Origin of the sequence: Chondromyces apiculatus DSM 436, from assembly GCF_000601485.1 — a bacterium.
In the GTDB taxonomy this organism is placed as follows: domain Bacteria; phylum Myxococcota_A; class Polyangia; order Polyangiales; family Polyangiaceae; genus Chondromyces; species Chondromyces apiculatus.
This window is the reverse complement of sequence record NZ_ASRX01000055.1, coordinates 55,513-76,679: the sequence shown is the minus strand read 5'-3', so window position 1 is coordinate 76,679 and position 21,167 is coordinate 55,513. Positions and strand designations below refer to the sequence as shown.

The 21,167-nt window shown below is 69.2% G+C and carries 14 protein-coding genes and 1 pseudogene; 12 read left to right on the top strand and 3 right to left on the bottom strand.

Features of this window, described 5'->3' with window-relative positions; genetic code table 11:
• Nucleotides 1-31 precede the first annotated feature (31 nt).
• The 5 genes from CAP_RS29735 (at nucleotide 32) to CAP_RS29715 (ending at nucleotide 9,979) form a co-directional block, all read left to right on the top strand.
• A complete protein-coding gene (locus CAP_RS29735) occupies nucleotides 32-1,792 on the top strand; it encodes an SMP-30/gluconolactonase/LRE family protein (protein ID WP_052376324.1) in 1,761 nt (586 codons plus the stop codon).
• Complete coding sequence (locus CAP_RS29730; RefSeq protein WP_052376323.1) at nucleotides 1,789-4,944, top strand: LVIVD repeat-containing protein; 3,156 nt, start codon at nucleotides 1,789-1,791, stop codon at nucleotides 4,942-4,944. Before CAP_RS29735 ends, CAP_RS29730 begins: the two co-directional genes overlap by 4 nt.
• Nucleotides 4,945-5,081: 137 nt before the next feature.
• Nucleotides 5,082-7,808: a DNA mismatch repair protein MutS gene (gene mutS / locus CAP_RS29725; protein WP_044247037.1), complete on the top strand. Its 2,727-nt coding sequence runs from the start codon at nucleotides 5,082-5,084 to the stop codon at nucleotides 7,806-7,808.
• A gap of 416 nt (nucleotides 7,809-8,224) precedes the next feature.
• On the top strand, nucleotides 8,225-9,205 hold the full coding sequence (locus tag CAP_RS29720; RefSeq protein WP_063748775.1) for a serine/threonine-protein kinase: 981 nt from the start codon (nucleotides 8,225-8,227) through the stop codon (nucleotides 9,203-9,205).
• Nucleotides 9,206-9,367: 162 nt separating this feature from the next.
• On the top strand, nucleotides 9,368-9,979 hold the full coding sequence (locus CAP_RS29715) for a hemerythrin domain-containing protein (protein ID WP_231511760.1): 612 nt from the start codon (nucleotides 9,368-9,370) through the stop codon (nucleotides 9,977-9,979).
• A gap of 16 nt (nucleotides 9,980-9,995) precedes the next feature.
• Here the strand turns inward: CAP_RS29715 and CAP_RS29710 are convergent, their stop codons facing one another.
• The 3 genes and pseudogenes from CAP_RS29710 to CAP_RS55860 form a co-directional block, all read right to left on the bottom strand.
• Nucleotides 9,996-10,358 (bottom strand): DUF2752 domain-containing protein, encoded by a 363-nt coding sequence (locus tag CAP_RS29710; RefSeq protein WP_044247065.1) that lies wholly within the window; start codon nucleotides 10,356-10,358, stop codon nucleotides 9,996-9,998.
• A 101-nt stretch (nucleotides 10,359-10,459) separates the two neighbouring features.
• Nucleotides 10,460-11,383, bottom strand: a complete 924-nt coding sequence (locus tag CAP_RS48875; protein ID WP_231511759.1) for a hypothetical protein — start codon at nucleotides 11,381-11,383, stop codon at nucleotides 10,460-10,462.
• Nucleotides 11,384-11,776: 393 nt separating this feature from the next.
• A pseudogene (locus CAP_RS55860) lies at nucleotides 11,777-11,995 on the bottom strand (zinc ribbon domain-containing protein); the annotation flags it as partial.
• Nucleotides 11,996-12,380: 385 nt separating this feature from the next.
• Here CAP_RS55860 and nuoE point away from each other — a divergent pair.
• The 7 genes from nuoE to CAP_RS29665 are packed head-to-tail and all read left to right on the top strand — an operon-like array spanning nucleotide 12,381 to nucleotide 21,105.
• On the top strand, nucleotides 12,381-12,860 hold the full coding sequence (nuoE, locus tag CAP_RS29695; RefSeq protein ID WP_044247034.1) for an NADH-quinone oxidoreductase subunit NuoE: 480 nt from the start codon (nucleotides 12,381-12,383) through the stop codon (nucleotides 12,858-12,860).
• A 4-nt stretch (nucleotides 12,861-12,864) separates the two neighbouring features.
• Complete coding sequence (gene nuoF, locus CAP_RS29690; RefSeq protein ID WP_044247033.1) at nucleotides 12,865-14,217, top strand: NADH-quinone oxidoreductase subunit NuoF; 1,353 nt, start codon at nucleotides 12,865-12,867, stop codon at nucleotides 14,215-14,217.
• Nucleotides 14,214-14,822 (top strand): NADH-quinone oxidoreductase subunit J family protein, encoded by a 609-nt coding sequence (locus CAP_RS29685; RefSeq protein ID WP_081865390.1) that lies wholly within the window; start codon nucleotides 14,214-14,216, stop codon nucleotides 14,820-14,822. The genes nuoF and CAP_RS29685 overlap by 4 nt, the downstream gene beginning before the upstream one ends.
• Nucleotides 14,819-15,130, top strand: a complete 312-nt coding sequence (nuoK, locus tag CAP_RS29680; RefSeq protein ID WP_044247032.1) for an NADH-quinone oxidoreductase subunit NuoK — start codon at nucleotides 14,819-14,821, stop codon at nucleotides 15,128-15,130. The genes CAP_RS29685 and nuoK overlap by 4 nt, the downstream gene beginning before the upstream one ends.
• A 1-nt stretch (nucleotide 15,131) precedes the next feature.
• Nucleotides 15,132-17,687, top strand: a complete 2,556-nt coding sequence (nuoL, locus tag CAP_RS29675; protein ID WP_052376322.1) for an NADH-quinone oxidoreductase subunit L — start codon at nucleotides 15,132-15,134, stop codon at nucleotides 17,685-17,687.
• Complete coding sequence (locus CAP_RS29670) at nucleotides 17,684-19,576, top strand: complex I subunit 4 family protein (protein ID WP_052376321.1); 1,893 nt, start codon at nucleotides 17,684-17,686, stop codon at nucleotides 19,574-19,576. Before nuoL ends, CAP_RS29670 begins: the two co-directional genes overlap by 4 nt.
• Entirely contained in the window at nucleotides 19,573-21,105 is a 1,533-nt protein-coding gene (locus CAP_RS29665; protein ID WP_044247031.1) for an NADH-quinone oxidoreductase subunit N, read from the top strand. Before CAP_RS29670 ends, CAP_RS29665 begins: the two co-directional genes overlap by 4 nt.
• The last annotated feature ends 62 nt before the right edge of the window (nucleotides 21,106-21,167 follow it).

Genomic DNA, 21,167 nt, shown 5'->3' with positions numbered 1-21,167 from the left:
CTAGGACCTGCTGACTAGGCTCCGCGGCCGCATGATGCTTACCCGTGCAACCACCCACTGGCCACGTGCGACGTGTGCAGGGCTCACGATCGCCGTCGCCGTCGGGGCTGCGGCCGCCGGGTGCTTCAGCGCGGACGGGGGGCTCGCTCCACCCGTCGACCGCTTCTACTTTCCCACGGGCCTCGCGGTGTCGCCCGGTGGGCAGACGCTCTACGTGGCCAACTCCGACTTCGATCTCCGGTACAACGGCGGCACGGTGCAGGCGCTCGCGCTGTCCGGCGCGGGGGGGTTGACGGAGCGGGCGCTGTGCCTCCAGGGGGCGCTTTCGGGCTTCGCGCCGCTGCCCGGAGAAGACGAGGCGTCGTCGGCGAGCTTCAAAGCCGCGTGCGAGGGCATCCTGCAAGGCGGTGGGGTCCCGTGCGGGGCCATCGGCAAGAACCCGAACCCGGTGCTCTACCCCGGTCCTTGCGCGCCGCTCGGCGTCGAGGGGTTCATCCGTCGCTCGGCCATCATCGGGGCGTTCGCGTCGGGCGCGATCATGGTGCACCCGCCGGAGGGGCAAGGGGAGGGGGCGCGCCTCTTCATCCCGGTACGCGGCGATCCTTCGATCTCGTTCTTCGAGGTGGACGACGATCGCTCGTGCGCGGCGAACCCCTCGGCCTGCGAGCGCTCGGTGCGGCTCGACTGCGGCGCGGACAGCCAGGGGAGGTGCGGCGCCGACTACCGCATCGGCGAGAATGCCTACGAGAGCCCGCGGGCGCTCCGGCTGCCCCTGGAGCCGGTGGGGATCGCGTCGAGCCCGGCAGGGAGCGCGATCGTCACGGCGCACCAGACCCAGACGGCGGCGAGCCTGATCGTGAACCCCTGGGACGCCAAGCCCGCGCTCACGTACGTCCTCTCGGGGCTCGCGGCCGGGCCGACCGAGGTCGCGGGGCTGCCCGTGCCGGGGCTCGTGGCGGCATGCGGGGACGCGATCAGCTACCAGTCGGGGTTCCTGATGACGTACCGCGCGCAGCCGGTGCTGGACCTGCTTCGCTATGAGCCAGACGCGGGATCGGACCCGCCGCGGGGGTACCTGACGCGCGCGCTCCAGCTCGGGATCACCGTCAACACGAGCGGGGCCGACTCGCGCGGCGTCGCGGTGGACGACAGCGAGCGGCGCGCGTGCGAGTCGGCGTGCGAGGCGCAGTGGGAGGCGTGCGGGGAAGGGTGCTCGGACGGGAGGATCTCGTGCATGGCCGCCTGCACGGAGATCCCGGTCCGCTTCTTCGTCGCCAACCGCTCCCCGGCGTCGCTGATCGTCGGGAAAGCGCGCACGGTGCCGGTGCCTTTCGAGGGGGTGCCCCCGGAGGGGACGCAGCTCTGCGGGCCGCAGCGCTTCACGAGCGCGTACGAGACGCTGGAGATCCACGACACGGTGCCGCTTGCTTACGGGGCTTCGCGGGTCTCCATCGGGCACATCATCGACAAGGACGGGTTGCCGGCGCTGCGGGTCTTCGCCGTGGCCTTCGACTCCCGCTTCATCTTCTCGTACGACCCGGTGGGGCGTCGCATCGACGCGATCATCCGCACCGGCCGCGGGCCTCACGCGATCGCCTTCGACACCTTCGCGCCGCCGCCCTCCGTGGAGGTGCAGGGCAGCGTCGGGGCGCGGGCGCACTCGTTCATGTACGTGGGGCATTTCACGGATTCGTACATCGGCGTCGTCGATCTCGACGCGCGCCGTCCAGAGACCTTTGGATCCATGATCCTGACGCTGGGTCAGCCAGAGTCGCCCCAGGAGTCGCAATGATCCGCCGCGCCGCCGCGCTCGCCCTCCCCGTGTTCGCCTCGGCCACGGTCGTGGCAGGGGGATGCGCGCAGCAAGCCGTCACCGTAGATGTCCGGTCGCTCGAGCGATCCGGGCGTAGCTCGTTCGTGTGCCTCGCGGCGCCGGGAGAGGCGCCGGGTCTGCCGCTGACGGCGTGCTCGCGGCGCAGCGCCACCAGCGTGGACGACTACGGGGTCGACGAGGAGGGGAACACGACCCTGCCGCACCTCTACGCGCTCGTCACCCAGACGACCCGCGGTGAGGTGGCGGTGGTCGACATGTCCACCACGGTGAGCCCGGTGCTGGATCAGGATCCGGGCGTGCCGGGCGCGAACTTCCTGCACGTGGGTGCCCTGCCGGTCGACATCGTGTCGACGACGGGAGGGACGGCGACGTTCGTGGCCACCGCCGAGGTGGGTCGGGAAGGGCTCTTCGCGCTGCCTTCCCACCTCATCCGGCCAGCGGCAGAGCGGCCCCCCACGGAGCTGAACTCGTGGCCCGCATGCTCTCTCCCCTCTGCGCCAGGAGAGATACTGCTCGTCGTGGATCCAGCGGGGCCTGAGGGGGAGCGCGGCTCCTGCGACGTCGCCTACGGGGCGAGCTACGTGGCCGACGAAGGGGAGCCGGTCACGCCTTACCAGCACGGTGATCTGAGCGCCGAAGGGCTGGGGCGGCAGAAGCTCGTGGTGACGCTGCCCGAGATGGGCGGCTTCGTGGTGATCGACGCCCAGCGGCTCCTCGACCGCCATCCAGGCTCGTACGCGAGCTGCCCCGTGGAGCGGTGGGTGCCGCTCAAGGCCGAGGTGCCACCCCCGGGAGATCCGCCGAGCCCGCCTCCGGCGGCGGCGTGCGTGAACCCCGAGCTGCTCACGCCCTCGACGCTGCCGCTCGGCGCGCCGAGGCCCGCAGGGATCGCGCTGAGCGGCGAGCGGCTGTTCGTCGCGGACCTGGAGCTGCCGCTCGTGCACGCGATCGACATGGCGACGCCTTGTGCGCCGGTGGAGCGTCCGCCGCTGGTGACGGGATCGATGGACGATCCGACCCGGGTGGTGACCACGACCCGCATCGCGGTGAGCAACTCGTCCACCGTGGACTTCCGGCGCTACCTGTACGCAGTCGACGCGGACGAAGGCGACCTGATGGTCTTCGACGTGAGCGACGGCGCGACGCAGCGGACCCCGATCGCGCGGCCGCACCCGGAGTGGAACCCGTTCATCCCTCCGGATCGGGTGCGGTTCAACGCCCCGGTGCGCGACATCCTCATCATCGATCGGGATCTGCCGGTGGTCGATCCGGAGACCGGCGTCGCCACGACCGGCATCCGCTGCGATCCGAACCCGACGCTCGACGTGTGCAGCGACACGGCCGATCCGAGCTGCGATCTGGAGACGCTGTACCGCACGTCGGCGGCCTTCGACAGCGGCGCGAGCCCCACGCGGCTGCGCGGTACGTTCGCGTTCGCGCTCCTCACGAACGCGCAGATCAGCGTGATCGACATCGACGATCTCGACGCCTCGTGCCGCGGACCCAAGATCTTCAGCGAGACCCTGGGGTGCTCCGCGGTGGGTCCGTCCGGCCACGGTCCTCCGCCGAACGCGCCTCCCGGAGACATGGACGCGGACGGCATCCCCGACGCCACGGACCTCTGTCCGTTCCACTACGACCCGGATCAGGCCAACTCGTCCGCGCCTGAAGATTCCGACGGTAATGGTCCCCAGCTACCCCCGAAGGATGTCGGAGATCGCTGCCAGGGGGAGGGGAGTGAAAACCTCGCGAGCACCAACGAGCCGTCGTGCAACGTGGTCGTCCCCAACACGCCGCGCAGCCTGAACTTCGTGTTCTCAAGCGAGACGAGCGGTCTGCGGGGCGAGCCGGGTCTCCTGACGCTGCCGCTCCTCTACGACCGCGCAGGCACCGCGCTCTCCGACGACGACGAGCAACCGAAGATGCGGGCGCCGCTCCCGGCGGACCCGGACACCTTTTTCGGGCTCGCGGTGGGCGCGCAGAGGCTGGTGATCGACACGGCCCCCGATCCGGAGTTGGATTACCTGCGCGCCGGCCAGATCGATGGCCGGAACGCGCTGCGGATGAACCTCGAGGATCCGCGCGCGCACATCGCCAATCAAGCGTGGGCCGTGACCTACGAGGGGGCGCTCCCCGGCTTCAGCACGAACGCCGGCTCGCTGCGGTGCGTGGAGGGGGCCTGCGATGGCGCGGACGCGCGGGAGAAGCGCTGGGACCTCTACGACACGGCGGGGCTGTTCTGTGGCCGCGGTGTCCAGAGCGCCGAGAGCGTGCGTGAGCAGCTCGAGGCGGCCGGTGAAGACGCGTCGGAGGCCTCGGTGCAGGCCCTCTCGGACTTCTTGGCGATCGTCTCGGACCTGCCCGACGAGTCGAACGCGCACTGGTCGGATCCGAGCCGGGGGACGTGCACGTACGACTCGTGCCGCGCCGAGTTCGGGCTGGCGGCGTCGCCCTCGCCGCGGCGAGAGCTCACCATCCGCGAGGCTTACCAGGATCACCTGGTCCTCGATCCGCCCACGCTCGGGGGGCCCTCCTCCGATCTCAACTGCTGCTTCCCAGGCTCCGCTGCGTACCAGGTGCGGGGACGCAGTCAGTGGATCGCGACCTCGCAGGTCACCGGCTTCCTTCATCACGTGATCGTCGACCCCGTGTCGAGCGTGTGCAGGAACTCCTGCGATTCCACGGTGGCTCGCATGAACGCTCGGGTTCGTTCGTCCACGTCCTCGACGCCAGGCTGCGCCCTGGCGGCAGGGTGGCCCGACGACGTGGCGATCTGCGAAGGAGATCCCAGGGTCCTCACCAGCCCGATGATGAAGCTCGCGATCACCGAAGGGCGCAAGGTATGCGGATCCGCAGCCGACTGCCCGGGGACGCCCTGCCAGGACGGGCGTTGCCTGGTGCCGCCTCAGCGTGACATGCAGTTCCGCTTCGCCACGCAGGGGGCCTTCGTGCCGCTCATCGTGAACCTCGCGGCCGGCGGCGCGGACATCCAGCCTCAGTCGATGCGCTTCCTCCCGGCGACCGGTGAGCTGGCCGTGACGGATGGGTCGCTCGAGGGCCTGATGATGATCCTTCCGGGCTCGCTCTCCGTTTCTCGTCAGTACTACTGAGCCGACAGTCCCGAGCCGTCGGCGGTCCAGGCCGGGGTGCATTCCCGGCATCGGCTGCCTTCTTCCACGAGGAACACGACCGATCTCGGGCTGCGCGTACATGGACCTCAGCGCCGCATGCGGCTAATTACACGCCGATGTCTGCGCCTGCGCCGTCCGCCGCCCGCAAGAAGCTGACCCCGGTGATGCGTCAGTACGAGGATGCGAAGGCTGTGCATCCCGACGCCATCCTGTTCTTCCGGATGGGTGATTTCTACGAGATGTTCAACGAGGACGCAGTGCTCGTCTCCCGCGCGCTGAACCTCACGCTGACCAGCCGCAACAAGGGGGAGCCAGAGGAGGTGCCCATGGCCGGCGTCCCGCACCACGCGGCGCACGGGTACGTGGCCCGCCTCGTCGCGCTCGGCCACAAGGTGTCCATCTGCGAGCAGCTCGGTGACCCCTCGAAGATCAAGGGCCTGGTGCCGCGGCAGGTGGTCCGGGTGATCACGCCGGGCCTGGTGACGGAGAGCGAGCACCTCGACGCGCGGGCGAACCACTACCTCGCGGCGGTCGATGCGGTCGCCGCGGCGCCAGGTGCGCCTCCGGGGCGGGCCATGTACGGGCTCTCGCTGCTCGATTTCTCCACGGGGGAGCTGTCGGCAGCCGTCCTCCCCGACGCCGCGACGCTGCTCGCGGAGCTCGCCCGCGCCGAGCCGCGGGAGGTCCTCTTCGGCAAGGGGCTGGACGACGTGCGCGCGGCTGCAAGCGCGGTGATCCCTCAGGCCGCGCTGCGCGAGGACGACGACCTCGAGGACGCGCACGTGGCTGCGACGCTGGACGAGGCTGCGGCCGAGCCGATCGCGGCGCAGGCGCTCACCGAGCACCCCCTCGTCGCCAACCGGGCTGCTGCGCGGGCGCTCCGCTTCGCGCGGCGCTGCAGCCCGGGGGCGCGTGTGCCGGTGCGGCGCGTGGCTCCCCAGGAGGCTTCGGGCACGCTGCGGATCGATGAGACCGCGCAGGTGCACCTGGAGCTGGTGCGGGCTGCCGACGGGGGGAGGCGCGGCTCGCTGCTCGACGTGATCGACGCCACCGTCACGCCGGCCGGGGCCCGCCTGCTCCGCCGCCGCCTGCTGGCGCCCCTCACGGACATCGGGGCCATCCGCCGCCGCCTGGACGCCGTGGAGCTGTTCGTGACCCACCCCCGGGCCCGCACCGACCTGCGGGACGCGCTCGGTGGGATCGGTGACCTGGAGCGGCTGGCGGTGCGTGCCCTGCTCGGCGAGGCCACGCCGAGGGATCTGGGGGCGCTCCGGGATGGCCTCGCGGCAGCTCCCGCGGCGATCACGGCAGTCCGGTCCATCCCCGCCGCAGAGCGCGCGTTCGTGGACGGCGGGCCCTCGTCGGAGAGCTACGAGGGGGGCGGCGGGGTGGACGGCGATGGGGTGCTCGGCGCGGACGTGGATCCGGTGGGGGAGCTGCTGGAGGAGCTCGCGTCCGCGCTGATCGAGCGTCCGCCGCCGCACGCGCGTGAGGGGGGCATCTTTCGCGAGGGCTACGACGCGGAACTCGACGAGTCGCGCGCGCTGGAGAAGAGCGGGACGGAGCTCATCGTGGCGCTCGAAGCCAAGCTGCGGGCACAGACAGGCGCTTCGTCGCTCAGGGTCCGCTACACCCGGGTCTTCGGCTGGTACATCGAGGTGACCCGGACCCACCTGTCCAAGGTGCCCGACACGTTTCGCCGCAAGCAGACGGTGGCCACGGGGGAGCGGTACACGAGCGACGAGCTGGACGAGCTGGCGGACAAGATCGAGCACGCCGGTGCGCGCGCGCTGGAGCGTGAGACGGCGCTGTTTTCACGTCTGGTCAGCCGGGTGGCGGAGGCTTCGGACCGGGTTCGCGTCCTGGCCCGGCGCCTCGCCGAGTGGGATGTGGCGTCAGCGCTCGCCGACGTGGCGCACCGGTACGACTACGCGCGCCCGCACATCACGCTGGGAGATGCCATCGCCATCCAGTCGGGCCGGCACCCGGTGGTGGAGCGTCATGCGGCTGCCGGAAACTTCGTGCCCAACGACACGACGCTGGATCTCTCGGGCGAGCGCCTGTGGCTGATCACGGGGCCGAACATGGCCGGCAAGTCGACCCTGATGCGGCAGGTGGCGCTGATCGTGGTGCTCGCGCAGCTCGGCAGCTACGTGCCGGCCCGGGCGGCGGAGGTGGGGGTGGTCGACCGCATCCTGTCCCGCGTGGGGGCCAGCGACAACGTGGCCCGCGGTGAGAGCACCTTCATGGTCGAGATGCGCGAGACGGCGACCATCCTGCGGGAAGCCACGAGGCGGTCGCTGGTGATCCTCGACGAGATCGGCAGAGGGACGAGCACCTACGATGGGCTCGCGATCGCGTGGGCAGTCGCCGAGCATCTGCACGATGTCGTCGGCTGCAGGGCCATGTTCGCGACGCACTACCACGAGCTCACGGAGCTCGCGCGCCGTGGTCCCGGGGTCGCCAACCACTCCGTGTCGGCCCGGGAGCACGGTGACGACGTCATCTTCTTGCACAAGCTGGAGGCAGGGCCGGCAAGCCGCAGCTACGGGGTCGCCGTCGCCCGTCTCGCAGGGGTCCCGGAAGGGGTTCTCGCGAGGGCGAAGGCCATCCTGGGCACGCTGGAGGGAGGCGCAGCGCTGCCCGGCGGCAAGCATGCCTCGCTGCGCGGGCGGTCCCGCACCGGGGCCATCCAGCTCGACCTGTTCGCGGCTCCTCCTCCGGCCCCCTCGGCGGAGCAGGCAGCGGTGCTCGATACGGTACGCGCGGTCGACATCGACCGACTGACCCCGCTCGATGCCCTTCAGCTCGTGGTCAAGCTGAAGGGCCTCCTGGGTTCCTGACCCCCTCCTTCCTCCCTGCTCACTTCATCCACAATGGAACACCTCCGTGCACCGCGGGACGGCTGCCCTTAGGGTGCGTTCGGGTTGAACCCTAGGGTTGCTCCCCGCCGCCCGGAGCGGACACCTGTCTGGGACAGGGAATCCTCTGTAAATTCCGGACGTAAGACGCTCCCTCCAACCCTCGGATCCGGTCATGAGAGGGGGCCAAAAGGCTTGCCAGTACCCCTCGAACCATGGACACTCATCAGGCACAACCTGACGAGCGTCTACCAGTGGAACCCGCACAGCGAATACAGGGAGCACCGATTTCTCCCAAGACTGTCCTGGGCAGGTCGGTGCCTGGAGCCAGCGGCGCCGTTGCCGCGCTCGATGCCCCTCCCGCGGTGAGTTCCCCGATCGGGCTGGCTCGGTCCGGTGTGGTCCGTCACAGGGGCCGCAGCGCCGTCACCTCCGAGGAGACCCTCCAGGAGGACGCGCTGGCCGGGGTCGCGACCCAGGGGCTGGTCATCGAGGGGCTCCTGGCCGAAGGCGGCATGGGGGCCGTGTACGCTGCCCGAGATCTCGCGACCGACACGCCGGTCGCCCTCAAGGTCCTGCGACGGGAGCACGCCCACGATCCGGGCATCGTGAACCGGTTCACGCGGGAGGTTCGTTTCGCGCGCCGCATCGATCATCCCAACGTCTGTCCGGCACTTGCAGATGGGCGCCTGGAGGATGGACGGCCGTTCTACCTGATGCCGCTCTACGAAGGCGTGACCCTGGGCGATGAGGTCCGTCGTCACGGTCCACTCTCCACGGAGCGCGCGCTCGCGATTGCCGATCAGCTCCTCGCGGGGCTCGGGGCGATGCATGACGCGAGGGTCGTGCACCGGGATCTGCAGCCGGACAACATCCTGCTCGTGCCCCAGGCGGGAGGGGGAGTCCTGGTCAAGCTCATCGACCTGGGCTTCGCACACGAGCCAGGGATCGATACGGGCGATGGGTACACGACGGACAGCCCGGGGGCCCTCGTGGGGACCTTGCGGTTCATGTCGCCTGAGCAAGCGCTGCGCAGCCGCGCCATCACCGAGCGCAGCGATCTCTTCGCGGTGGGGCTCCTGCTGTGGTTTGCGCTCACCGGGGAGCTTCCGTTCCGCGGCTCCTCCGACGTCGACATGCTCGTCTCGATCGTGCGCGCCGCTCCCATTCCGCTCCGGCGTCGCCGCGCGGATGCGCCCCGCGAGCTGGAGGCGATCCTCACGCGCGCGCTCGCCAAGCACCCGGATGCCCGTTTCCAGAGCGCCGCGGAGATGCGCTCCGCCCTCACTGCCGTTGCCGAGCGCGCAGGCGCCGCTCACCCTCGAGCGGTCTGCGCCTTGCAGCGCTCTTCTACCCGCCGGACGTCGCGCAGGCGTTAGTACCTGCGCACCGCTGGGAGCAGGGGGCCAAGACCGCCCCCACGAGGGTCGTCCCCTCTGGCGCTTCGCGGGAGCGCGCGAAGGCCCGGGACGAACGCTCGCGACGGTGTGGGCGGCGGCGTGGTGCCTGATGCGTTGCAAGAGGGCAGGATCGAGCGATCCATGCTCGAGGGGGAGGGTTCGATGGACGCGCTGGATCTTCTGGAGCAGCAACATCTCGACATCTGTCGACTCATCGATCGCATCACGGTGGAGCCGAGCCCTGGGCGTCGGACCGTGATGATCAACGAGCTGGCGCGCACGATCGAGGCGCACATGCGGATCGAGGAGACCTACCTCTATCCGGCGTGCGCGGAGCGGATGAGGGGTGATCGTGGAAAGCTCCACGAGGCTCACGAGACCCACGCGCTGACCCGCTTCGCGGCCGACAGCTTGCTGCGCACGCGCGTGACGGACGTGTGCTTCGAGGCGCGGCTGAAGCTCCTCAGGGGGCTCTTCGAGCAGCACGCAGCCGATGAAGAGGACTGGATGTTCCAGAAGATGAAGCGCGACCTCTCCGACGAGCAGCTCGATGACCTCGGCGAGCACCTGGCGCGCGCGTACGATCTGCTGCTCCACATCGACACCTCTGCGCCCCTGCGCGCTCCCGTGGGTCGAGGTCGGCGCACGGCGCGACGTGGCGGGACGGGTACGTCTTCGCGGTCCACGGAGGAACGGCCCCTGGCGTCAGGTGCTGTGACCCGCGCGCGGGTGTCGCGGGTGTCGCGGGTGTGATGGGTCTGCGTCCGGCTCACACCGGGACGGGGCCACCCAGTGCGCCGAAGAAGCGCGCGATCCAGACGATGAGGCCGAGGGCGCCGAGCACGAGGGCGATGACGGTGGGTCTGCGCCCCTGGAGTGATTCGGTCGCGGCGACCCGGCCGTCTTTCACGTAGCTCAGCGCGTTGTGGGCGAGGACGAGCCCGATCACCGGGACCAGCACCACGGACAGGGGATGCAGGTGCAGGGCTTCCGCGGCATCCCCTCGCATCAGCGCGAGCGCGGCCCGGGTGAGGCCGCAGCCCGGGCAGGGATGACGGGTGAGGATGGCGAAGGGACAGAGAGGGATCTCGAGCGCGACGGCTCCGCCGAGCACGGCGACGAGCGCGCCCACCCGTGCGAAGCGGGTGAGGCGTCCGTGAGGAGAAGGTGGGGGGAGAAGGAGCGCAGCCTGTGTGCGCTCGGATCCTGTCGCGGGCGTCGAGGCGGTGTTGTTCACACCGCGGCGTTGGGATCCCAGACCTCGTTCAGGTCCTTCGACAGCGCGTACATCGGCAGGAAGATGTAGAGGACGATGCCTGCCGCCTGCGGATTGCGGGACCCTGCCATCTGCTTCGCGCGGGTCACCTGCTCCGGCACCTTGACCCACAGGAAGTAGTACTGGAGCAGCGGGATGAACATGTACCAGGGCTTGAACTCCTGGTCCCGGGTGTACTGCTGCAGCTCGTTCAGCATGGTCCACATCTGGTAGAGGCCGTACAGGCAGCACACCATCCCCAGGATGAGGGTCGTCACCGGGTTCCGGGTCTCCCCACGGAAGCCGCCAGGCTGCATGCCACCAGGACCGCCCCCCATGGGTGCGGCGCCGAACTGGCCCGGCGCGGCGAGCGCGCCACCCGTGCCCGGGAGGCCGTAAGAGCCACCCGCAGGAGGTGCGCCGTACCCCGGTTGCTGGCCTCCGAAGGCTCCCGGATCACCGCCCGGAGCCCCGAAGGCGCCAGGAGGATTGGAGGCCCCTGGCGGAGGAGCGCCATAGCCACCCGGAGCGCCGTAGCCGCCGCCTGGAGCCCCACCGGGAGGCGCGCCGTAGCCGCCGCCCGGAGGCGCACCGTAACCGCCGCCCGGAGGCGCGCCATAGCCACCCGGAGCCCCGCCCGGAGGCGCGCCGTAGCCGCCCGGAGGCGCGCCATAACCTTCGGGAGCACCCGAGGGAGAGCCGCCGTAACCGCCGCCCGGAGGACCGCCTGCGTCAGGACCGGGAGGGCCACCGTAGCCGCTCGGGGCCGCCCCGTAGCCTCCCGGTGGCTGTCCGCCGGGAGGAGGGAAGGAGCCGGCCGATCCACCAGGGGGCGCACCCCCGCCGACAGCTCCGTAGGAGGGGAGCTGGTCGATGGCGAGCGTTCCACCCAGTGGATTCATGGGAGGGCTCTGCCCGTAATTGCCTGCCGGCCCCCCGGCGGGGCCTGCCGCTGCGCCAGCGAACGCGGGGCCTGCTCCAGGAGCAGGGGGCGCCGGCGGGCTACTGCCAGGGAACCCTCCCGGAGGACCACCGTACCCTCCTGCTGGAGGAGGAGGAGGCCCGGGGAGCGGTCCGGCCGATACACCGAGACCTGCGGGCGGCACACCCACCACGGTGCCCGCGAGTCCCTGGTTCAGGGGAGCCGCCGGGATACCAGGAGGCGGCGCAGCGGGCGAGGGCGTAGGCAGCCCGGCCGGAGGCGCGCCGGGAGGGCGCGGGGGGCCGCCTGCCGGAGGTTGCTGATTCATCAGCATGGTCCCCTTGAACTTGGGGGCGGCCGCTCCCTTGAGGTTGAAGCCGCACTTCATGCACGTGGACGCCGTTTCGGAGTTCTGCGTCCCGCAATTCGGACAAAACACGCACCACCTCCGGCGAGGAGTTCGCTGCTGCTCGCGCCCTGCGCGCGTTGCGAATTGGCGCGGAGGGTACTGGAAGGGGAGCCCTGGGCTCAAGATGGAAGAAAGAACAAGCGTGACGGTCTCACCCGTCCCTGGTCCACGTCCTCCCGCCATCGCCAAGCGGGGGCAGCGATCTGGGGCCGCGATTCGAGGCAAGGAGTAGGCCGGCTCTTGCGTTTCGTTCGCACCCACGGCATTACGCTGCGCGCCTTGACACGACCTGGCGTCGCTCACTAGCGTGCGCGCGCTTCGAGAAGTTGCTCCGTCAGATAGAACGGCCACACGCGCAGGAACTGCGCTGACGACTGCCAGCTTCGGCTGGCTTCACACGCGAAGGTTGGTTCATGAGGCGTGTATCCCCGCGAGGGGCGCCCCTGTCGCCGACCTTCTGGTGGCGCCCCTACTGTCCGCCGACGGGGCACCGCGAACCCGAGTCGGCCTCGCGTCGGCTCCGGCGACCCGAGGCAATAGGGAGCCAGCGACCGTGCCAGCAGCCGACATGACATCTTTCGCCCTGAGCCCCGAGCGAGAGCTCGAGTTCGAGAAGATCCTCTCGCGCTATCCGAACCGCCAGGCCGCCTGCATCCCTGTGCTCCACCTTTGCCAGGAACAGCATGGCTGGGTCTCGGACGAGGTCATTCAGTGGGTCGCAGATCGGCTGGGACTCTCGTCCGCCCATGTGAAGGGCGTGGTGACCTTCTACACGCTCTTCAACCAGCAGCCGGTGGGCAAGCACCAGGTGTGGGTGTGCCGGACCTTGAGCTGCGCTCTCGCGGGATCGGATCGCATCCTCCACCACTGCGAGAAACGCCTCGGCATTCACGCAGGTGAGACGACGAAGGATGGCAAGGTGACGCTGCGCACGGCGGAGTGTCTCGCCTCCTGCGGCACCGCGCCCATGATGCAGGTCGACAAGATTTACCACGAGGACCTCACCATCGAGCAGGTCGACGCAATCCTCGACCGGCTCACGAGGTAACCGGATGCTGCGCCAGACGAAGTACCTCTCCAAGCACTACGACGTCCAGGATGGCCATCGCCTGTCCGTGTACGAGCGCGACGGCGGCTATCAGCAGGCGAAGCGCGCCTTGCAGATGGATCGCCAAGCGCTCGTCGATGACATGAAGGCGGCGAACATCCGGGGCCGCGGCGGCGCCGGGTTCGCGATGGGCGTGAAGTGGAGCTTCATGCCGTGGCCGCCCAAGCCAGATCGCCCCCACTACCTCGTCATCAACGCCGACGAGGGGGAGCCGGGGACCTTCAAGGATCGGACCTTGATGGAGAAGGCCCCGCACCTCGTCATCGAGGGGTGCATCATCGGATGCTTCGGCATCGGGGCGCACGCCGCGTACATCTATGTGCGGGATGAGCTTCACCTCTCCAAGGAGCGCCTCTGGGGAGCCATCGAGGAAGCTCGCGCGAAGGGCTATCTCGGCAAGAAGCCCTTCGGCATCGACTACCCGGTCGAGGTCTACGTGCACACGGGCGCCGGGGCGTACATCTGTGGCGAGGAGACCTCCCTCCTCAACTCCCTGGAAGGCAAGCGCGGGGAGCCGCGGCTCAAGCCCCCGTTCCCCGCGCAGTACGGCGCCTTCGGGATGCCGACCACGGTGAACAATCTCGAGACCATCGCGGCCGTCCCGATCGCGCTGGAGATGGGTGGCGACGCCTTCTCGAAGCTCTCCGATCTGCACAACATCAAGGATGGCGGCTGCCGGCTCTACGGAGTGAGCGGGCACGTGAACAAGCCTGGCGTCTTCGAGGCTTGCGTCGGGCTTACCCTCCGGGAGCTCGTCTACGACCTCGGCGGAGGGGTGAAGCACGGCGAGCTCCTGGGCGTGATCCCGGGCGGCTCTTCTTGCCCCATCATCCGCCCTGACGACGTGGTGGACGCGCCAGATCCGAAGTCTCCGCTGCACCCCTGGCACGGCAAGAGTGCGCTCGACGTCCCCATGGGTGTCGACACCTACCGCGCGCTCGGCACCATGCTCGGCACCTGCTGCGCCATCGTGCTCAGCGACAAGGTCGACCCGATCCTCGCCTTCCACAACCTGATGCGCTTCTACCGGCACGAGTCGTGCGGCCAGTGCACGCCTTGCCGGGAAGGCAGCGCGTGGATCTTCCGCATCCTCGACCGGATGGTCGCCGGGCAGGCCACCCTCGAAGAGCTCGATCGACTCCACGAGATCGCCGACAACATCATGGGCAACACCATCTGCGCCTTCGGAGAGGGCACGGCGATGCCCGCGCTCGGCTTCCTGCGCAAGTTCCGCAAGGAAATGGAGCAGTCCATCCGGACGAAGGGCAAGTCGTCCACGGGAGTGCTCGCACCGTGAAGATCTTCGAACTCGCCTTCTTCTTCCTCGCGTCGCTCCTGGTCGTGCTCGGGGGCTTCTTCACCGTCGCCTCCCGCAACCCGATCCGCGGCGCGATGGGTTTGCTCTCGGCGATCGTCGGCATCGCTGGCCTCTATCTGATGCTCGCGGCGGAGTTCCTCGCCGCCATCCAGATCCTCGTCTACGCCGGCGCCGTCGTCGTGCTGTTCCTGTTCGTGATCATGCTCCTCGGCCCCTCGGCGACGTCCGGGCGCGACACCCGCTCTGCGCTGCCGAGGTATCTCGGAGCCGGAGTTCTCCTCGCTGCGAGCGTGGGCGCCCTGGTGCTGGTCTTCTCGGCCAGCGCCGGTCCGCGGGCGCTCTCCGCCGCGCCCACCGGGATGGGTACCGTCGAGGGCTTCGGACGGGAGCTGTTCACCCAGGCCGTCGTCCCCTTCGAGATCGCTGGCGTCCTGCTGCTGATCGCGGTGGTCGGCGCCGTCGCCGTCGCCCGCGGCAAGCAGGTAGATCCCACCCTCGCCCCCGCGCCGGGCGATGATGACAAGCAGGGGAGTGACGCTGCCCGCGCGGTGCTCACCACCCACACCAAGGACGTCCATTCATGAGCAGCGTCCCCATCGAGTACTACCTGGTCGTCGCCGCGGTGCTCTTCATCACGGGTGCCATCGGCTTCCTGCTCCGCAGGAACCTGTTGATCCTGCTGATGAGCATCGAGCTGATGCTCAACGCAGTGAACCTGACCCTCGTCGCTTACAACCGGATCCACCCGCTGAACCACAACGGGCAGATCTTCACCTTCTTCGTCATTGCCGTGGCTGCGGCCGAAGCCTCTGTGGGGCTTGCCATCGTCCTTGCCTTCTACCGGGTCCGACGGACGATGCGCTCCGACGAGGCCGATCTGCTGAGGAGCTAGCGTGGAAGCCCTGAGGACTCTGTTCCCCGCGTCGGACTTCACCCTGCTCGCCGCCATCCTGGCGCTGCCCGCCCTGGGCGCGCTGGTGAATGGACTGTTCGGCAAGCGGCTGGGCAAGGAGGGCGTCCGGCTGATGGCGCTCGCCGCGCTCGGCGGCTCTTTCCTGGCGAGCGTATTGACGTACCTGCTCCTCCCTGCCGAGGGGAAGCTCACGTGGACCGCCTGGCGCTGGATCTCCATCCAGGGTCGGATGGGTCAGTCGATCCCGATCGATGTCGCGTTCAGCGTCGACGCGCTGAGCGGCACGATGATGCTCGTCATCACCGGCGTCGGCTTCCTCATCCACCTGTACTCCAGCGAGTACATGAAGAATGACCCGGGCTTTCACCGGTTCTTCGCGTACCTGAACCTGTTCTGCTTCGCGATGCTCACGCTCGTCATGGGCGACAACCTGGCCATGCTCTTCGTGGGCTGGGAGGGCGTCGGCCTGTGCAGCTACCTCCTCATCGGCTTCTGGTACGGCGAAGACAAGAACGCGGCGGCGGGCAAGAAGGCCTTCATCGTCAACCGCATCGGTGACTTCGGCCTGCTCGTCGCGATGGCGCTCATCGTCTACTACGTGGGCACCCTCCGCTTCGACGGCATCCAGTCTGGCGCGAGCAGCCTGCTCCAGAACGTCAAGATCTGGCCCATCGGCAACATGTCCTCGGGGACGTTGCCGGGCTTCCTCCACTTCCTCCTGCCCGAGCAGCCGGTGACGATCCTGGCGGCGACCGCCGTCGGCCTGATGGTCTTCCTCGGCTGTGCCGGCAAGAGCGCGCAGATCCCGCTCTACATCTGGCTCCCGGACGCGATGGCGGGCCCCACGCCCGTCTCCGCCCTCATCCACGCGGCCACCATGGTCACCGCGGGCGTGTACCTCGTCGCCCGTCTTTCGGCGGTCTTCGTGCTCTCGCCTGCTGCGCTGGCAGTGGTGGCGGTCACCGGCGCGCTGACGGCCTTGCTGGCGGCGACCATCGGCCTCTTCCAGAACGACCTGAAGAAGGTGCTGGCCTACTCCACAGTCAGCCAGCTCGGGTACATGTTCATCGGCGTGGGCGTGGGCGCGTTCGCCGCGGGCTTCTTCCACGTCTTCACCCACGCCTTCTTCAAGGCGTGCCTCTTCCTCGGCGCCGGCTCGGTGATCCACGCGATCCACGTGCGCATCCACGACACCGACCGATCGCAGGACATGGGGAACATGGGCGGGCTCAAGGCCTACATGCCCATCACCCGCTGGACGTACCTCATCGCCTGCTTCGCCATCGCGGGCCTGCCGATACTGGGCTCGGGCTTCTGGTCGAAGGACGAGATCCTGTGGAAGGCCTTCACCGTCGACATCATGGCCGTGAGCGCGCCGGGTGTGTCGCAGTGGATGTGGCCCTCCTGGCTCGGCCGGGCCATCTACTGGGCCGGTGTGACCGGCGCGGTGTTCACGTCCTTCTACATGTTCCGCTCGTACTTCCGGACCTTCCACGGTGAGTTCCGTGGGTGGAAGATCGACCCGACGTGGAAGGACCCCGGTCACGGCCACGGCCACGATGACCACGGCCACGACGACCACCACGAGGAGCACGGCGAGATCACCGGCCCGGTGCCGCACGAGTCGCCGCTGCCGATGACGATCCCCCTCATGGTCCTCGCCGCCTTCTCCATCGGCGCGGGCTTCCTGGTCGCCGAGCCGATCCACGTCGCTCCGCTCGCGCACAAGCTGGAGCCCGTCTTCGCGCTCAGCTCTCGCGCCATCCGGCAGCGGGAGGGCACCGAAGGGCTGCTCTTCCCGATGATGCTCCCGGGCATCGCGGCCTTCCTCGCGGGCACTGTGGGGGCGATGGTCGTGTACCAGAACCGCCGCGGCGAGCCGGAGCGACGCTTCGCGACCATGTTCCCCCGCCTGCACCGGCTCATCTACGACAAGTGGCGCATCGACGAGCTGTACGACGCCACGGTCGTGGGCATGGTCGACGCGCTCGCGGACATCTTCACCATCGCCGACAAGTGGATCGTCGATGGAATCCTCGCCAAGTTCACCGCCGCCCTCGTGGGCTTCTTCGGCACCGTGCTCCGCGCCTTCCAGACCGGTCGCGTGCAGGTCTACGCGGCGGCCATGGTCCTCGGCCTGGTGGGCGTGGGCTGGTTCATGGTGAAGCCGCACGCCGATGCGACGGTGAACGACGAGGCGCTACGCCGCAGCGGTGAGGTGAAGCTCTCGGCAGCTCCCGGCCTGGGCTACTCCTACCGCTGGGACACGCCAGGGGTCTCGGAGACCACCTTCGCCAAGACCACCGAGCACACCGTCAAGCTCGATCCCGGGGAGACGAAGGACGTCACCCTGCGCGTGCGCAACGCCTGGGGCAGCGAGTCCAGCGAGACGTTCACGCTGACCCGGCCTGCGGGCGGCCGTCGCGGCGCCACGGAGCCCGGCGCCCTGCCGGCGCCGCAGCCCCCCACCTTGCCCACCGGCACGATCCCGGCGGAGCGGATCCCTGATCTGATCCAGCCGAAAGGCCTGCAATGAGCCCCTTCGACCTGGTCATCAAGTACTGGCTGGCGCTCGCAGCCGGCATCGTCGCGGGGATCCTCCCGCGCGGTGAGTTCCCTGCACGGCGGCGCGTCGCCCTCGGCCTCATCACGGCGCTGACCGTGCTGAGCGTCCAGTGGCTGTGGCCTGTGGAGGGCGCCGCGGCAGAGGCCACGGCTGACGAGTGGCCGCACCTGCTCAACGTGCTCATCGGCATGCCCATCTTGGGCGCGGTGGGCGTCCTGTTCATCCCGCGTCAGATGCTCTCGCTCGTGCGGGGCTTCACGCTCGTGGTGCTGGGCGTCGGGTTCGTCGTCTCCCTGGCGCTCCTCACCGTGCCCATGACTCCTGGCTGGCACTTCCAGTTCATCAAGGACTGGATCCCGTCGCTGGGCATCCGCTGGCACGTGGCCGTCGACGGGATCAGCCTCTGGCTCATCCTGCTGACGACCTTCATCGGCCCCATCGCGGCGTACGCCTCGTTCGGATCCATCAAGACGCAGGTCAAGGAGCTCTGCTTCTGCTTGCTGCTGCTGCAGGGCGCGATGCTCGGCGCCTTCGTGGCGCTGGACCTGTTCCTGTTCTTCGTCTTCTGGGAGCTGATGCTCGTGCCGATGTACGTGATGATCGGCATCTGGGGCGGCGCGGAGAAGATCAAGGCCGCCCTCAAGCTCTTCATCTACACGATGACCGGCTCCATGCTGATGCTGGCCGCCATGGTGTACCTCGCGTGGACGCACCAGCGGCTGACCGGCGTCTGGTCGTTCGACTACCTCGCCCTCTCGCAGGTGGTGCTCTCCCGACCCGCGCAGATGATGTGCTTCTGGGCCTTCTCCATCGCCTTCTTCATCAAGGTGCCGATGTGGCCCGTCCACACCTGGCTGCCTGACGCGCACGTCCAGGCGCCCACGGGCGGGTCGATCATCCTGGCGGCCGTGATGCTGAAGATCGGGACCTACGCCTACCTGCGCTTCTCGATGGGCCTGTTCCCCGGGCCGGCCTCCAGCCTCGCGGCCAACCTGGCAGGGGTCGCCATCCTCGGCGGCATCATCTACGGCGCGCTCGTCGCCTGGAAGCAGGCGGACGTGAAGCGGCTCGTCGCGTACTCCTCCGTCGCCCACCTCGGCTTCGTGATGCTCGGCCTGTTCGGCGTGACGCCGACCGGCATCCAGGGCGCCGTGCTCCAGATGGTGAACCACGGCATCTCCACCGGCGCGCTCTTCCTCCTCGTCGGCGTCATCTACGACCGCCGGCACACGCGCCTCATCTCCGAGTTCGGCGGCATCGCCAAGGTGATGCCCATCTACACGGCGCTGTTCGTGCTGGTGACCTTCTCGTCGATCGGCGTGCCGGGCACGAACGGCTTCGTCGGCGAGTTCATGATCATCATGGGCACGTTCACCTCCGAGCGCCTCGGCACCTTCGCCGGCATCCACACCATCGGCGCCTCGGCCGGCGTGATCCTGGCGGCCGTCTACATGCTGAGCGCGGTGCAGCGGGTCTTCTTCGGCCCCCTGACCCACCCGAAGAACAAGGGCCTCTCGGACATCAGCCCCCGGGAGATGGTCGCCATCGCGCCGCTCGTGCTGATGATCTTCGTGCTCGGCATGTTCCCCTCGATCTTCCTCGATCGGATGAAGGATTCGGTCGCGATGGCTTACGACCAGTTCAAGACGGTATCTGGTCAGGCGATCCTCTTCGCCGACGAGCAGCAGGCGAAGCTCCTGCCCGCCGACACGTTCTCTCCCGCCTTCCTCAAGGGGGCGCCGGGAGTGAAGGAAGAGGGCGAGCCGGAGGCGCCACCGGAAGCAGGGGATGAAGGCGTGCAAGGCGCCGCCCCGACGCGCCGGGATGGCGTGCTCGCGGATCGTGGAGGCGACCGATGAACCTTGATCCGTTCCTCGCGGCGTCGCCGCTGCTCGTGGTGGCCCTCGGCGGCTGCCTCCTCATGGTGGCGGAAGCCTTCTCCAAGCACGGCCGGGAGGAGAACGACTCCCGGAGCGCCGGCCCGAGTGGCGACCTCGCGCTCGGTACCGCGATCACCCTGATCACCGGCGCCATCTTCTCCGCGGGCATCTGGTTCGTGGGCCCCGACAAGCTCGAGGGCTCGCGCGCGCTCGAGCCCTACCTGATCCTCGACCGCTTCAGCCTGTTCTTCTCGTTCGTCCTCTGCGTGGGCGGCGCGCTCTCCGCGCTGCTCGCCGGCGGCTACCTGCCCGAGCACAAGCTGGATCGCGGCGAGTTCTACCCCCTGCTCATCTTCTCCACCCTGGGCGCGATGATGCTCGCCGCCGCGGGTGACCTGCTCTCGCTCTTCCTCGGGCTGGAGACCATGTCCCTCGGCGTGTACGCGCTGGCCGGCTTCCGCCGCGCCTCGCCGCGGAGCACCGAGGCGGCCCTCAAGTACTTCCTGCTCGGATCGTTCGCGGCTGCCATCCTCCTCTACGGCGGCGCGCTCATCTACGGCGCGACCGGCCACACCGATCTCGCGGGCATCCGCGCCGCGATCACCTCCACGGCAGCCACCGAGGGCGCAGCGAACCCCGCCGTCCTGCTGATCGGCGTCGCGCTCGTCATCGTCGGCCTCGCCTTCAAGGTGAGCGCGGTCCCCTTCCACATGTGGACCCCGGACGCCTACGAAGGTGCCCCGACGCCTGCCACCACCTTCATGGCGGTGGCCGTGAAGAGCGCGGCCTTCGCCACGCTGCTGCGCGTGCTCGTTGAGGCATTCGGCGACCCGGCGCTCACCTCCTGGGCCTCCGGGTGGCCTCCCCTGCTGGCGTTCATGGCGCTGCTCACCATGACCGTCGCCAACCTCATCGCCGGGCGACAGGAGTCGGTGAAGCGCATGCTGGCCTACTCCAGCATCGCGCATGCCGGCTACGTGCTCGTTGGCTTGGTCGCCACCATCAAGGTGGGTGGCGACGCGCAGGCGAGCATCATGTTCTACCTGCTGGCCTACACCGCCTCCACCGTGGGCGCGTTCGGCGCGCTGATCCTCTGCGGGAGCCGCGGCGCCGAGGCGGTGAGCTACGAGGACCTCTCAGGCCTCGGGCGCCGCCATCCGGCAGCGGCCATGGCGTTCTCCTTCTTCCTGCTCTCTCTCGCCGGCACGCCCCCGACCGCGGGCTTCTTCAGCAAGTTCTACATCATCAAGGCGGCGCTCGGCGCGGAGCACTACGTGCTCGTGGTGGTGCTGGTGCTGAACAGCGTGCTGTCGGCCTACTACTACCTGCGTGTCCTCGTGTTCATGTACATGCGCGAGCCCGCCCCTGGCGCTCCTCTCGCGCGCCCCATGCGCTCCGGCTACGTGACCACCGCCCTGGTGCTGTCCGCCGTGCTGGTGCTGGTGCTCGGCGTGTTCCCCTCGACCTACCTCGAGATCGTCGCCCAGGCGGCGCTCGCCTCTCGCTGAACATCTCCCGCTCCGGGTGCGCACCTCTGCGGGCGTCTCCGGAGCCCTCGACGGGCGGCCCG